This is a genomic window from Embleya scabrispora DSM 41855, assembly GCF_000372745.1.
GTDB lineage: Bacteria > Actinomycetota > Actinomycetes > Streptomycetales > Streptomycetaceae > Embleya > Embleya scabrispora.
In genome coordinates this window covers 43,257-55,859 of record NZ_KB889686.1, presented here as the reverse complement: position 1 = coordinate 55,859, position 12,603 = coordinate 43,257, and the positions used below count along the sequence as shown (strand labels likewise).

The window sequence follows — 12,603 nt, the reverse complement described above, 5'->3', positions numbered from 1 at the left end:
AACGGGGACACCACGCCCACGGCGTCGAGCAGCGGGGCTGCCCGGCTCACGGTCACTGGTCGTCGAGCGCGCGGCGCAGCTCCGCGGTCTCCCGGTTGGCGGCGGCGAGATCCTCCGTCATCCGGCGGGTGCCCTCGGCCACGCCCGCGTCCCAGATTCGTTGCACGAGGGCACTCGCGCGATCCTGCGGCAGGTCCGTCTCGCGCATCAACAACTCGGTCAGCTCGATGATCGGGTGCTTGGGGTGCATAGGCCCAGCAGAACCGGCTCCGGAGCGGGCCGCACCCGGGCACGGCCGCTCGGGGGAGTCGCCGCCGGTCCGGCTCGTGTGCCGTCGGGCACGCCACGTCTCGAGGCGCCCTCGCCCTCTGCGCCGTCGGACGCTACGCCTTGAGGTGCTCCCACGCCTGCGGGTGCGTGGTCAGGTAGCCGGCCAGGTTCTGCGCGGGCCGGCCGGTGAGCATCGGGATCGCGGTGGAGACCTTGGCCATCTCGCCGGTGGCGATCGCCTCGTACGAGGTCACCCAACCCGCCATCTCCCAGGCCGGCGCGTTGTACTGCGCGCGCGAGGCGTACGCCTGGTCCCGGGACTCCGCGATGTACTCGATCAGTCTCCCGGTGAAGCGGGTCAACACGGCCGCCGCCTCCGCGAGGGTGATCGCCTCGGGGCCGGTGAGGTCGTAGGTGAGGTGGTCGTGCGCGTCGCCGCCGAGCAGTACGGCCGCCGCCGCGTCCGCGATGTCGTCGTGTGCCACCGCCGCGATCCGCCCCTGCCCGCCCGGGCCGCGGATGGCCCCGTAGGCGCCGACCATGGCGGGCAGCACGGCCAGGTACAGGCTGTCGCGCAGGAACGTGTGGCGCAGCCCGGTGTCCCGGATGTGCTGCTCGGTGTGCCAGTGGTCGCGCGCGAACGTGAAGGTCGCGTCCGGCGCCGCGCTCTGGAAGGACACGTAGACGATCCGCCGGATGCCGACCGCGACCGCCGCGTCCACGGCGGTGATGTGCTCGCGGACCCGATCGGCGCTCTCGCGGGCCGAGACCAGAAACAGCGTGTCCGCCCCCTCCAGGGCCCGCCGCATCGCGGCCCCGTCGTCGTACGACGCCGGGGGAGCCTTGACCGCACCGTCGAAGTCGGGCAGCCGGGACGCGTCCCGGCCCACCAGGCGCTGCGCCGTGCCGGCCTCGGCAAGCCGGCGGGCGACCCGGCCACCGATCTGCCCGCTCGCTCCGGTGACCGCGATGACTGGTCCCATGACGACGTCCTCTCCTGGCCCGACGGCCCCACGGCCAGACCCCACTCGACGGCCGCTCGGCACTCGCCGCTCGGGCACCGACCCTACTGCCCGGTTGTCCGACTTCCCTCGAACCGGGCACGCACGGCGCGCCCTTGCGTCACCGACCGCATCGACCCGTCGCCGGCGTCGTGCTCGGTCGGGTCAGCGGAGGTCGTCGATCGAGCCGAGTACCCGGTCCAGAAGCGGCCGGGCCCGGTCGACCAGGTCGTGTGCCTGGTCGGGGTACTTCGCGGCGAGGACCAGCGCGCCGATCACCAGCAGCAGCGTGAACACGCCACCGGCGCCCGAACGCCCGCCGCGCCGGCGACGGTCGTAGGCGGACACCTGCTCGCGAAAGACTCGCCTGTTGGTGTCGTGTTGGAACGCCTGAGCCTGCTGTGCCGCCTGCATACCCGGATCGATGGGCATCTCGGCCCCCTTCCCCCCTGCCCGCGCGCTCGCGGGTCGATGGCTGGGACGGGTCGGACGATTGCCGTGGTTCGTGGTCCCGGCGACTGTCACCGCGTCGGGACGAATCCGTGACCGCACGATCGCCGACCGGACGGTCCCGTGACCGCACGACCGCCGGTCCGAGATTTCGGGACGGCGGACGCTACTCGTCCCACCACCGGTCGCCGGGCTCACGGCGATTGGCCACGATCGCCGCGAACGGAGGGATCGCCATCGCGACCACCGTCATGCCCACGGCGGCCGGGAACGACCAGCGGTAGACCACCGTGCCGGCCAGCAGGAACAGCAGCAGGCAGATGCCCATCATCACGAAGTAGCGCTTGCGTCGACGGCGCTGGGACGGAACCGGCCCGGACGGAGTGGCACCCCCGCCACCGGGGCCGCCCGGATCGTTGGTGCTCATCTCTTCACGGTACGTCCCCGGGCCGCCGGGGGGCCGGCGCCGAGAGCGGGCCGGCCGGTCCCCGGGAGTTACTCCGAGATGACAATATTGGTATAGACCTTTCGGTCGGGACGGTGTTGACTTGCGCCGAGGCGGGACCGCGGGTCCGTGCCGATCGTCGGAAGGAATCAGTCGCCATGACGACCGTCTCCCCCGCGTTCGTCGGCGCACCCGTCGCCTACCTACGGTGCTATCCCCGCGATCCCTGGGAGATGGCCGCCCATCGCAACGCGCTGACCGCGTACGCGCAGGGCCTCGGTCTGAGCCGACCGGTGGTGTGCCTGGACAACGGTGTCTCCTCGCGCGAGGAGCAGCCCGAGTTGGAGAACCTGCTGGCCGATGTCATCGCCGGCGTCGTGCGGACGGTGCTGATACCGGGTCTGTGGGTCTTCGCCCTCGACCCGGAACGGGCCCGCGCCACGGCCGAGCGCTTCCGTGCCGCCGGCGCCGAGATCATCGACCTCCCGGGCCGCCGGCACGAACGAGACGGCCGCCGCGTCGCCCGCTGGTGACTACGCGCCGGCCGATCCGGCGCCACCGCACTCGCAACCGCAGCCGCCGTGCCGCTCGACCGCACCCCGTCGTCGATTCTCGAACCGGCTGCCTGTGCACGCCGAACTCGCCGCCGAGCGTCGATCGGCCCGGCCCGCGCTTGAGCACACCCGACCGGCGCTTGAGTACATCCGGCCGCAGACCGGGCCCGGGCGCACCGCTTCGACGCCCGGGGCACAGGCTCAGGGCGATGCCGCCGCGCGCACCGTGTGGCTCAGCAGCAGCGCCGTGGTCACCGGCCCCACGCCGCCCGGCACGGGGGTGAGCGCGCCGGCCACCGGTGCCACGGACGCCGCGTCCACATCGCCGACCAAGCCGCCGTCGGCGGTGGGGTTGGTGCCCACGTCGACCACGACCGCGCCGGGCGCGACGTGTTCGGCGGTGATCAAGCCGGGTCGGCCGACCGCGGCGACCACCACGTCGGCCGTCGAGGTCAGCCCGGCCAGGTCCTTGGTCCGCGAGTGGCAGATGGTGACCGTCGCGTTGCGGTCCAGGAGCAGGTGCGCGGCGGGCTTGCCGACCACCGTCGAGCGGCCGACCACCGCGACGTGCCGGCCGGCGAGTTCGATGCCGTGGTGATCCAGGATCGCCACCACCGCCTCGGCCGTGGCCGGTGCGAACGCGGGCAGCCCGGCGGCCAGTCGGCCGAGCGAGAGCGGATTGGCGCCGTCCACGTCCTTGCCGAAGGCGATCGCGCCGGCCAGGTCCTCCAGGGCCGCTCCGTCCGGCAGCGGGGTCTGCAGGATGATCCCGTGCACACCGTCGTCCGCGCCGAGCGCCTCGAGCGTGCCCCGGATCGCCTCCGCGTTCGCGTCCGCACCCAGGTCGACCACATCGCAGGTGATGCCGACCTTCGCGGCGGCCCCGGCGATCGAACGCACGTACCACGCACTGGACTCGTCGGCCGTGGCCACCACGACCGCGAGGGTGACCGGGGAGCCGGCCTCGGCGAGCAGCGCCGCCCGGGTCGTGGTCTCGGCGCGGATCGCGGCGGCAAGGTCCTTGCCGGAGAGCACCGTCGCGGTCATCGGGCGATCTCCTTGCGCACGGCCGCGGTGACCTGATCCGCGCGCACGGCGATGCCGTCCACCCGCGCGGCCTGCGCGGTGAACTCGGTGCGGGCCTGCTCGTCCCGGATCCCGCCGAGGTTGATCTCGATGTTCACCCGCGCCGTGGTCGCCGCCGCCCGCGCCGCCTCGGCCGCGGCGGCCACGTCGGTGATCACGTTGGGATTGCCGATCGGCAACAACTTTTCGGCCAGTTCGACGCACGCGGCGGCCAGCACGACCACCTCGGCGGGCGGCTTGGCCGCGCCGACCAGCGCGGCGGCGATCGTGGCCGAGCGCACGGCCTTGGCCTCGTCGGTGTCCCGGGGCAGTTTGTACGCCTCGGACACCGCGGTGAACGCCGCCGCGTCCTCCTCGGCCAACCGCAGTGCCACGCCCCGCAGTTCGTCGGTGAGCGCGACCACCTGGGCGATCGAGGAGGCATGCTCGGCGTACTTGTCGCCGGTGGTGTACCGCGCGACCATCCCCAGCAGCGCGGCCGCCTGTGCCGCGTGCAGTGCGGCGGCCGCACCGCCCCCGGGCGCCGGTACCCGGTCGGCGAGGCGGTCCAGGTATTCGCTGATCTTGTCGTCGCGCATCGCGCTCGTCCTTCGCTCGGTGGGGGCTACCGCACGTTCGGAAATCCTCGCACGAAGCACCGCGAAGCCTGGAAACAAGGAGGTGGAAGCCACCCGCGCGCCGGCCGAGAACCGGTTGTCCGGTTCGGGCGGCCCACTACAGTCGGCCGCATGACGCTTGCGCATGACAGGGACGGCGCCGGGCCGGTCGTGGTGTTGCTGCACTCGGCGGTCTGCGACCGGCGGATGTGGGATCCCCAGTGGTCCGTGCTGATCGACGCCGGATACCGGGTCGTGCGGCCGGACCTGTCCGGCTTCGGCCGCACGCCGCCCGCGACCGACCCGCGGCGCGACGCGGACGACGTGCTCGGCCTGCTCGACGCGCTGGGCATCGGGCGCGCGGCCCTGGTCGGCGCGTGCCACGGCGGCACGGTGGCCCTGGAGGTCGCCGCCCGCCATCCGGATCGGGTCGACTCGCTCGCGCTGTTGTGCGCCGGCCGCCCGGGCCACATCCCGTCCCCGGCGCTGCGTGCGATCGAGGCGCGCGAGCGGGCGCTGCTGGCGGCCGGTGACGCGGCCGCGGCGGTGGAGTTCGTGCTGGACACCCGGCTGGGCCCCGCGGCGGACGCGCTGACCCGCTATCAGGTGGGCGTGATGCAGCGCGACGTGTTCGACCAGCGGCTCGCCGCCGACGCGACACCGGCCCCGGGGGCGGCCGACGTCGACGTCGACCTGTCCGCGATCACCGCGCCGTGCCTGGTCGTCTCCGGCGCGCACGACCTCGCGGACTTTCGCGCGATGGCCGCCGAGACGTCCGGGGCGCTGCCGAACGCGCGGCACCTCGAACTGCCCTGGGCAGGCCACCTGCCCTCGGTCGAGCAACCACGTGAAGTGGCTGCGCTGCTGCTCGCCCACCTGGCGGAGCGACGACCGCACGAGCCCGTGCCGGCCGACGCCGCGGTGAGTGCGCGGGCGGTGCCCGGTGCTCAGGCCGTCCAGCCGTCGGCCGGCTGATCCCCGCGGCGATCCACGCACAACACGATCGCGGTCGCGTTGTCCTGTCCGCCCGCCTCCGAGGTCGTGGCGAGCAATCGGCCCGATACCTGTTGCCCACCGCGGTGCCCGCCGCCGCGCGCACCCGCACCGGCCCCGCCACGAAACCCGCCGAGGCCGTGCCCCCCGTGTGCTGCCGACGTCGTCCGAACATCGGCAGCCCTCTTCGCTCCGTTGGCGTTGCCGCGGCACGCCATCGGGCGATCAGACCACGGTGCGGAAGTGTGTGGTCAGCCGACCCTCGTCGTCGAGCCGGTGGAACGCCAGTGCGGGCGGCAGCTTCGGATCGACGAACGGGGCGTCGTCGTCCGCCCGTTCCCACGGCAGGTTGATCGTGGACACCACGCCGGGCGCCACGATCAGCGGCTTGCCGGCGAACGTGGTGGCCGCCGCGGTGTGCGCGTGCCCGCACAGCAGGCCCGCCACGTTGGATCGGTGGGCGATCACGTCGGCCAGCCGCTCGGCGCCGAACTGGCGGATCCGGTCGATCTCCGGGCTGCCCAGCTCCACCGGCGGGTGGTGGAAGGCCACGAACACCGGTGTGGTGGTGGGGGTGTCATCCAGGACGCCGGTCAACCAGGACAGCGTCTCGTCGGCCAGCAGGCCGTCCGCGCGGCCCGGGATGGACGAGTCGCACAGCGCGAACACCGCGCCGCCGACCGTGTGGTGCACCCGGTTGATCGGCTCGTCGCCTTCGGGCTCGTCGAACAGTCCCGCGCGAAAGGGCCCGCGCACGTCGTGGTTGCCGGGCAGGATCAGCACCGGGTGCCGGGACGCGAGCAGCGCCCGTGCCTCCTCGTATTCGGCGGGCAGGCCGTTGTCCACGATGTCGCCGGTGACCAGCACCGCGTCCAGGTCGTGGGGGAGCGCGTTCAGGTGGGCCATGGCTGCCCGGGTGCGCTCGGCCGCGTGCGGGCCGCCGTCGATGTGGGTGTCACTCAGGTGTGCGAACACGATCATGCGGGGGTCCTTGGGGGAGGCGGATGCGGTGGTTCCGGTGTAGTCGACCGCGATGAAGGCGACGCTACGCGGGCCACCGGACCATCGTTAAGATCCAGTGAAGTGTTCGAGGACTGGTCCAGTTTCCCGGTCGAGGCGATCGACCTGCACGTCGAGGTGGACACCGCCGAGGGTCGCCGCGTCGGCCTGGAGCGCGCACTGCGGGCGGCGGTACGGGCCGGGCGGCTGGCGCCGGGCGCGCCGCTGCCGTCCACCCGCGGGCTGGCCGCCGAGCTGGGCTTCGCGCGCGGGACGGTGACCGCCGCGTACGACCAGCTGGTGGCCGAGGGGTACCTGATCGCGCGTCAGGGGGCCGCGACCCGAGTGGCGGATCTGCCCGAGCCGGCCGCCCGGGACACGGCGGGCGGTGGATCGTTGCGGGCGGTGCCGCGATTCGATCTGCGGCCCGGGATGCCGGACGTGTCCGCCTTCCCGACCTCGGCCTGGTTGCGGTCCACCCGCCGGGTGCTGACCACCGCGGCGCCGGCCGACGTCCACGGCGTGGGCGATCCACAGGGCCGGCTCGAACTGCGCACCGCGCTGGCCGAACACCTCGGGCGCACCCGCGGTGTGCTGACCACGCCCGATCGCATCGTGATCACATCGGGCTTCTACCAGTCGGTCGGCCTGCTCGCGCGGGTACTCGCCGAGGCCGGGGTACGGGCGGTGGGCATGGAGGACCCCGGGCACAACGTCTACCGCGAGGTGATCCGCCGCGCCGGGCCGGCGGTGCTGCCGCTGCCGGTGGACGCCGGCGGTGCGCGGCTGAGGCGGCCCGCCGATCCGGCGATGGGGGCGGTGGTGCTCACCCCGGCGCATCAGTACCCGACGGGCGTGCCGCTGCGCCCCGCGCGGCGACACGAGGTGTGCACGTGGGCGCGCGCGAGCGGCGGGTTGATCGTGGAGGACGACTACGACGGCGAGTTCCGCTACGACCGGCAGCCGATCGGCGCGCTCCAGGGCATGGCGCCGGAGCACGTCGCCTACTGCGGATCGGTGTCCAAGACGCTCGGACCCGGCCTGCGGTTGGCCTGGATGGCGCTGCCCGGACATCTGGTCGAACCGGTGGTGCGGGCCAAGTTCCGGGCCGACTGGCACACCCAGGGGCTGGGCCAACTCGTTCTCGCCGACCTGCTCGCCCGGCACGACTACGACCGGCACGTACGCGCCTCGCGGATGAGCTATCGCCGGCGGCGGGCGTATCTGGTGCGCCGGTTCGAGACGGAACAACGGGCGGGGACGTTGCGGTTGTGGGGCGTGCCGGCCGGGTTGCACGTGCTGATGACCTTCCCCGCGGGCGGGCCGGTCGAGGAGCGGGTGCTGGCGCGGAGCGCGGAGCGCGGGATCGCGCTGCGGGGACTGGGCGAGCTGTGGCACGGGCCGGCCGCGGAACAGGGCGTCCTGGTGGGCTTCGCGGCGCCGCCGGCGCACGCGTGGACGGGCACCGTCGAGGAGTTGGCGGCGGTGCTGAGCGAGGGGTGAGACACGCCCCGGTTTCGGATGCGCGGTGGGACCTCAGCCCTGGCGGACCACCCGGAAGTACAGGTGCGTGACCCGCCGGCCCTCGATCACCCGGGTCGCCGCCAACTCGATCGGGGTGTCGGCGAGATGGTCGAAGAAGCGGATGCCCGAGCCCAACAACACCGGCACCAGATTGACCACGATCTCGTCGACCAGGCCCGCGTTCAGGCACTGGCGCACGATGTCCGCGCCGCCCACCCCCACCGACAGGTCGCCCGCCACCGCCCGGGCTTGCGCGACGGCGTGCTCCACACCGGTGGTGACGAACGTGAACGGCGCGTGCGGATGCGCGGCGACCCAGTCCTCGGGTACGTGGTGGGTGACCACGAACACCGGCACGCCGATCGGATGGCTGCCGCCCCATCCGTCGGTGAGGTCGAACAGGCGGCGTCCGGTCACGACCGCCGCCGTGTTGACCACCAGTTCGCGCAGGTGCCGGGCGCTGGCCTCCGAGGTGCGGAACGTCATCCCCCCGCCCGGTGCGGGCGTCTCCACATTCCCGTTCGAGTACCAGTCGAACAGCTCCGCCACGCCGCCCGACGGGTCGGCGATGAACCCGTCCAGCGACATCGTCTTCTCGGCCATCACGGTTGCCATCCGGCTGCCCTCCTCGGCGGTGGCCCGACCGGCACCGGCAGCGTTGGCCGGGTCGGCCCTTCCAGTCTCGGTGAGGTGGATCGTGACCGCTTCCGAAACTGGTCGGTGGAGCCGGCCCGCGACCCGAGTTCGGCGGTTTTGCGGATCGACCACGACACATGGTGACGAATTGTATCGTCTTGACTACATGCCGATCGGCGCGAGAGAGGCCGCATATGTCGGACACACCCCGAATGCCGGACCACCCCGAACGTTTCCCCGGCGCCGGCTCCCTCAGCTGGCGCTACCTGGGCCAATGGCGCCTGCTGACCACCATCGGTCGGGCGATCGTGCTGGAGACCGCGCATCCGGTGGTCGGTGCCGGTGTGGTGGAGTTCTCCACCTACCGGCGGCATCCGTGGCGCCGGGTCGAGCAGACTCTGCTCAGCCTGCAGCGGCTGCTCTACCAGGACCAGGCGGACCGCGAGCGCGAGGCGGATCGGCTGCGCCGGCTGCACGGGCACATCAACGGCGTGGATCCGGACGGACGCGCGTACTCGGCGCTCGACCCGGAGGCGCAGGCATGGGTGCACCTGACCGTGTTCGACGCGATGGTGCTGATGTGCGAACTCGGGGGCGATCCGCTCGACGACGAGCGGCAGGCCGAGCTGTACGCGGAATGGCTGCTGGTGGGACGGCAATTGGGGGTGCCGGCGAGCGCGATGCCGGACACGGTGGCGGAATACCGGGTCTGGTTCGACGAGACCGTGCGCGAGAAGCTGACGGCCGGGCGCGGGGTCGAGCAACTGCTGGACGCGCTCGGGCGGTTGCCCGCGCCGGCGCAGTTGTCCTTCGTCCCCGAGGCGGTGTGGTCGGCCGGGTGCGCGGTGCTGGGCGGCGCGATCCGCACCGCCGTCGCGACGACCCTGCCGCCGATCTATCGGGAGCGGCTGGGCGAGCGCGTCCGGGTGCCGTTCGGCGCCCGAACCGCGGTGTCGCTCGCGTGTCGAACCGTCGCGGTGGCAAGTGATCTGCTGCCCACGAAGTGGGTGTACATGCCGCTCGCGGCGACCTACATCGCGGCCAGGCGGGAGGCCGGGCGCGGGCTGCGTCGGTTCGGTCCGCGCGATCGCTCGGCCGACCCGGCCGCACAACTCGCCGACCTGTTCGTGCGGATCCTGGACCAGACCGGCGACGGGGTGCTGTCCTGGCCCGACCTGGCCGCTCTCGCCCGGGTGTTCAGCGATCGACTGGATCTGGCCGCAGTGGACGAGGAGGTCATGTACGCGGCCTTTCACGCGTGGTGGGACGAGTTGCGCGCGACGGCGGATGCGAACGGGGACGGCGTGGTCGACGCCGACGAGTACCGGGTGCTCGCCGAGGCCGCGCCGGGGGCCGCGATGGCCGCGCTGATGGTCCGGGTGGCCGCCGCGGTGGACCGGGACGGGGACGGCCGGATCGATCAGGATGACTACGCGCGTCTGCTCGGTGCGGACGACATGGCCCCGCACCGGATCGGTTGGCTGCACGCGATGGACGCGGACGGCGACGGGGTGGTCACCGTCGAGGAGTTCGCCGAGGCACTGCGCGAGAGCGTACTGGGCCGGGCTCGCTCGGACACGCTCGAATACGTGCTCGGCCGGGCCTGAGCGGGCGTGCGTCGACGGGCCCGGTGCCGGTTCGCGCCCTCGGCCCGTCGGCGCATGAGCCCTTCGGTGTGCGCGCCGGACGCGCCCCGGACATGCGCCGTGCGTGCGCCCGGCGGGAAGGGTCACGCGAGGGATTCGTGAGGTGACTGTGGGTGTCACATTCATGGAGAAAAGGGCTTCACGGCTGATATCGTGAACCACGAGGATAGGCGTGTGGCTTTGTTTATAAAGCGCCTTTCTCATCCTCGCGATCCCGCCCGATCCGGGTCGATCATCCTGCGCCTGCGGGCCACGCATAAGCGGTTCCACCGGCCGTTTTTCGTGCTGGGCCTTTCCGAATGTGTTCGATTCGTGTTCGAATTGTGCGCGGCGCCTTCTGTTCGGTCCTCTGGTTCGACGCGCGGTTCGACGTGCGGTTCGCGACATGTGACAGCGGAGGCGGCTCGATGAACATTTCCGACCGGAATCGACGCACGTTCACCGAGTGCGACGCGCGTACGTTGTCGGCCGCGGATGATGTCGCCGATCCGCCGGTCGAGAGCCGGGCATGGGCTCGGCTCGCGGACGCGATGAGCCGGGTGCTGTACACCTTCGAACGTGGGGACCCGGTGGGCCCGGAACCGTGCGCGCCGGTCGGCCGGGGGCCGGTCGAGGCCGCGATCGAACTGCGCGCCCGGACCCGGGAGATCCACACCGGGGTGCTCGGGCACGGGGAAGCGGTGCGACGTTCGTTCCGCGTGCTCGACTCGCTGCTCTCGGGCGGGGCGTGGCACCGGCGGGGAGAGGCGTTGATCGCGCTGTCGCTGGCCGCCGGTCAGGCCCGCCACCTGGGCAACCGCCTGAGCAACCTGCCGCATTCGGCATCCCTGCGGCCGACCGCGCTCGCCGCGGCGCTGGCGACGGCGCTCGCGGACAGCGCGCGTGCGCTGGACACGGCCCAAGCCCTCCTGCGCGAGACGGCCGCGCCCGACGGGTCGGCGCCGCGGGGCGCGATCCCCGGCACGGACGCGTTCGCGGCGACCGCTGCGGCGGTCCGGCTCGCGACCTGCCTGGAGGACGACGTCCGGGCCGAGGTGGTCGACGCGTCGGGGGTGGACCTGTCCCGACTGGACGCGGTCGATCCGGGCCTGCTCGCGGGCGTGATCTGGTCTCGGACGACCGTATGGCCGACCTGTATCGCGCAGCTCCTGAGAGCCCGGTCCGATCGGGTCGCGAACGGGGTGTACCAGGTGCGGTGGGTGTACGGCACGCGGGACGGGTGAGCCGCGCGAGCACCCGCGAGCACCCGCGAGCATTCGCGAATCGATCACGAATCACGACCGGTTCAGTCGGCTCTCACGAACTCTTCAGGAATGCCCGGCGGGGTCGGCGCCATGACCGACAGCGACGACGACCGGACCCACGACCGGACCGAAGACACTTTCGACCGCATCGCCTCCCCGGACGGGCGTGCGCGACGGTTACGTCCAGTGGGTGGGGCGGGTGAGGGTCGGGGGGAGGGTGGTGTGGGGGTCGCCCTTGGCGGCGTCGAGTTGGGACTGGATCAGGTAGAGGGCGTCGGTCAGGTCCGCGCCGCGCAGGTCCGCGTCACGGAAGTCGGCGCCGATCACGTCGGCCAGCCGCAGATCCGCACCGCGCAGGTCGGCGCCGATCAGGTACGCCCCGCGCAGGCTCGCGCCACGCAGGTCGGCCCCCTTGAGTCGGGCGCCGATCAGGTCCGCGCCTCGGCGGTCCTTCCTCTTGCCTCCGACACCGGCCCGGACCAGCTCGCTCGCTTGCAGCAGCAGCGGGTTGAGCTGTTGCCGCAGTGCCCCGATGTCGATCCGGAGCAGCTCGGCGGGCTCGCCCCGGGTGAGCCGCTCGGTGTCCTCGTAGGCGGCACGCAGCCGGCCGTGGATCGGGTGCGCCGGTGCCAAGGACTGCGCCTCGTGCAGATACCGGAGCAGTTCGTGCAGGTCACGCATGATCGGGAACACCCGGAACATCTGCTTCGCGGTATGCGGCGCCCGGCGCCAGTCCTGCCCCGCGTAGGTGACCTGGGCGACCTTTTGTCCCGCGCCGAAGCAGTCGTAGACCGTGCAGCCCGAGAAGCCGATGTCGCGCAGGCGCGTGTGTACGCCGCAGCCGAAGTCGTCCGAGCGCAGGTTGGGGCAGGCGCGCCCGGCCGGCTTGTCGAGGGCGAAGTCCGTCGAGGCGGCGAAGGCGGGCGCGACGCAGCACAGCGCGAAGCAGTTCGCGCAGTCGGCGCGCAGACTGTCGGCTCGTTCGTCGACGAGGCCCGGTTGCCGGCCGGGTACGGCGGGTTCGCGCTGGTCGGACACGGTGTGGGGACTCCTGCCGGATCGGGATGCCGCGAGCCGCCGCTCCGCCGCGCGCTCGGGATGATCTCCCATTGTCCCCGGTCGGCTCCCGACCTTTCGCCGGGGCGGTCGTCCGCGCCGC

At 72.8% G+C, this 12,603-nt stretch carries 14 protein-coding genes; 5 read left to right on the top strand and 9 right to left on the bottom strand.

Translation table 11 applies throughout. The features are described 5' to 3' along the window. Window positions 1–52: 52 nt before the first annotated feature. The 4 genes from A3IC_RS0132235 to A3IC_RS73730 form a co-directional block, all read right to left on the bottom strand. Window positions 53–250, bottom strand: coding sequence for a hypothetical protein (locus tag A3IC_RS0132235; RefSeq protein WP_020554206.1), 198 nt, complete (start codon window positions 248–250; stop codon window positions 53–55). Window positions 251–383: 133 nt separating this feature from the next. Then, window positions 384–1,253 carry an NAD(P)H-binding protein gene (locus tag A3IC_RS0132230; RefSeq protein ID WP_020554205.1) on the bottom strand — a complete coding sequence of 290 codons (870 nt, stop codon included), beginning with the start codon at window positions 1,251–1,253 and terminating at the stop codon, window positions 384–386. 183 nt (window positions 1,254–1,436) lie between these two features. Then, window positions 1,437–1,703, bottom strand: coding sequence for a hypothetical protein (locus tag A3IC_RS0132225; RefSeq protein ID WP_158696177.1), 267 nt, complete (start codon window positions 1,701–1,703; stop codon window positions 1,437–1,439). 184 nt (window positions 1,704–1,887) lie between these two features. After that, complete coding sequence (locus tag A3IC_RS73730) at window positions 1,888–2,148, bottom strand: DUF3099 domain-containing protein (RefSeq protein WP_040877495.1); 261 nt, start codon at window positions 2,146–2,148, stop codon at window positions 1,888–1,890. A gap of 176 nt (window positions 2,149–2,324) precedes the next feature. On the opposite strand from A3IC_RS73730, the gene A3IC_RS0132215 reads away from it, so the two are divergent. Beyond that, entirely contained in the window at window positions 2,325–2,699 is a 375-nt protein-coding gene (locus A3IC_RS0132215; protein ID WP_020554202.1) for a serine integrase family protein, read from the top strand. A gap of 222 nt (window positions 2,700–2,921) precedes the next feature. Here the strand turns inward: A3IC_RS0132215 and A3IC_RS0132210 are convergent, their stop codons facing one another. Both A3IC_RS0132210 and A3IC_RS0132205 read right to left on the bottom strand, forming a co-directional pair. Then, the gene (locus A3IC_RS0132210; RefSeq protein ID WP_020554201.1) at window positions 2,922–3,767 is read right to left on the bottom strand and encodes a bifunctional 5,10-methylenetetrahydrofolate dehydrogenase/5,10-methenyltetrahydrofolate cyclohydrolase; all 846 of its coding nucleotides are present in this window, start codon (window positions 3,765–3,767) and stop codon (window positions 2,922–2,924) included. After that, the gene (locus A3IC_RS0132205; RefSeq protein WP_020554200.1) at window positions 3,764–4,384 is read right to left on the bottom strand and encodes a cyclodeaminase/cyclohydrolase family protein; all 621 of its coding nucleotides are present in this window, start codon (window positions 4,382–4,384) and stop codon (window positions 3,764–3,766) included. The genes A3IC_RS0132210 and A3IC_RS0132205 overlap by 4 nt, the downstream gene beginning before the upstream one ends. A 150-nt stretch (window positions 4,385–4,534) precedes the next feature. On the opposite strand from A3IC_RS0132205, the gene A3IC_RS0132200 reads away from it, so the two are divergent. Then, complete coding sequence (locus A3IC_RS0132200; RefSeq protein WP_020554199.1) at window positions 4,535–5,377, top strand: alpha/beta fold hydrolase; 843 nt, start codon at window positions 4,535–4,537, stop codon at window positions 5,375–5,377. 243 nt (window positions 5,378–5,620) lie between these two features. Here the strand turns inward: A3IC_RS0132200 and A3IC_RS0132190 are convergent, their stop codons facing one another. Further along, entirely contained in the window at window positions 5,621–6,376 is a 756-nt protein-coding gene (locus tag A3IC_RS0132190; RefSeq protein WP_020554198.1) for a metallophosphoesterase, read from the bottom strand. A gap of 102 nt (window positions 6,377–6,478) precedes the next feature. Here A3IC_RS0132190 and pdxR point away from each other — a divergent pair, with 102 nt between their 5' ends. After that, entirely contained in the window at window positions 6,479–7,897 is a 1,419-nt protein-coding gene (pdxR, locus tag A3IC_RS0132185; protein ID WP_020554197.1) for a MocR-like pyridoxine biosynthesis transcription factor PdxR, read from the top strand. Between the two features lie 33 nt (window positions 7,898–7,930). On the opposite strand, the gene A3IC_RS0132180 is transcribed toward pdxR, so the two are convergent. Then, window positions 7,931–8,533 (bottom strand): dihydrofolate reductase family protein, encoded by a 603-nt coding sequence (locus A3IC_RS0132180; protein ID WP_106669080.1) that lies wholly within the window; start codon window positions 8,531–8,533, stop codon window positions 7,931–7,933. Window positions 8,534–8,748: 215 nt separating this feature from the next. Between A3IC_RS0132180 and A3IC_RS57685 the strand changes: the two genes are divergently transcribed. Further along, a complete protein-coding gene (locus A3IC_RS57685) occupies window positions 8,749–10,161 on the top strand; it encodes an oxygenase MpaB family protein (protein WP_052173914.1) in 1,413 nt (470 codons plus the stop codon). A 446-nt stretch (window positions 10,162–10,607) separates the two neighbouring features. Then, window positions 10,608–11,423 (top strand): hypothetical protein, encoded by an 816-nt coding sequence (locus tag A3IC_RS0132170; protein ID WP_158696176.1) that lies wholly within the window; start codon window positions 10,608–10,610, stop codon window positions 11,421–11,423. 198 nt (window positions 11,424–11,621) lie between these two features. Here the strand turns inward: A3IC_RS0132170 and A3IC_RS0132165 are convergent, their stop codons facing one another. Continuing rightward, the gene (locus A3IC_RS0132165; RefSeq protein ID WP_020554193.1) at window positions 11,622–12,482 is read right to left on the bottom strand and encodes a pentapeptide repeat-containing protein; all 861 of its coding nucleotides are present in this window, start codon (window positions 12,480–12,482) and stop codon (window positions 11,622–11,624) included. Between the last annotated feature and the right edge of the window lie 121 nt (window positions 12,483–12,603).

Bases quoted from the DNA above. Each gene is read 5' to 3' on its own strand.
- A3IC_RS0132225 (WP_158696177.1), bottom strand. From the start codon at position 1,703: ATGCCCATCGATCCGGGTATGCAGGCGGCACAGCAGGCTCAGGCGTTC.
- A3IC_RS0132170 (WP_158696176.1), top strand. From the start codon at position 10,608: ATGAACATTTCCGACCGGAATCGACGCACGTTCACCGAGTGCGACGCG.
- A3IC_RS73730 (WP_040877495.1), bottom strand. From the start codon at position 2,148: ATGAGCACCAACGATCCGGGCGGCCCCGGTGGCGGGGGTGCCACTCCG.
- A3IC_RS0132190 (WP_020554198.1), bottom strand. From the start codon at position 6,376: ATGATCGTGTTCGCACACCTGAGTGACACCCACATCGACGGCGGCCCG.
- A3IC_RS0132205 (WP_020554200.1), bottom strand. From the start codon at position 4,384: ATGCGCGACGACAAGATCAGCGAATACCTGGACCGCCTCGCCGACCGG.
- A3IC_RS0132235 (WP_020554206.1), bottom strand. From the start codon at position 250: ATGCACCCCAAGCACCCGATCATCGAGCTGACCGAGTTGTTGATGCGC.
- A3IC_RS0132200 (WP_020554199.1), top strand. From the start codon at position 4,535: ATGACGCTTGCGCATGACAGGGACGGCGCCGGGCCGGTCGTGGTGTTG.
- A3IC_RS0132210 (WP_020554201.1), bottom strand. From the start codon at position 3,767: ATGACCGCGACGGTGCTCTCCGGCAAGGACCTTGCCGCCGCGATCCGC.
- A3IC_RS0132180 (WP_106669080.1), bottom strand. From the start codon at position 8,533: ATGGCAACCGTGATGGCCGAGAAGACGATGTCGCTGGACGGGTTCATC.
- A3IC_RS0132230 (WP_020554205.1), bottom strand. From the start codon at position 1,253: ATGGGACCAGTCATCGCGGTCACCGGAGCGAGCGGGCAGATCGGTGGC.
- A3IC_RS0132215 (WP_020554202.1), top strand. From the start codon at position 2,325: ATGACGACCGTCTCCCCCGCGTTCGTCGGCGCACCCGTCGCCTACCTA.
- A3IC_RS57685 (WP_052173914.1), top strand. From the start codon at position 8,749: ATGTCGGACACACCCCGAATGCCGGACCACCCCGAACGTTTCCCCGGC.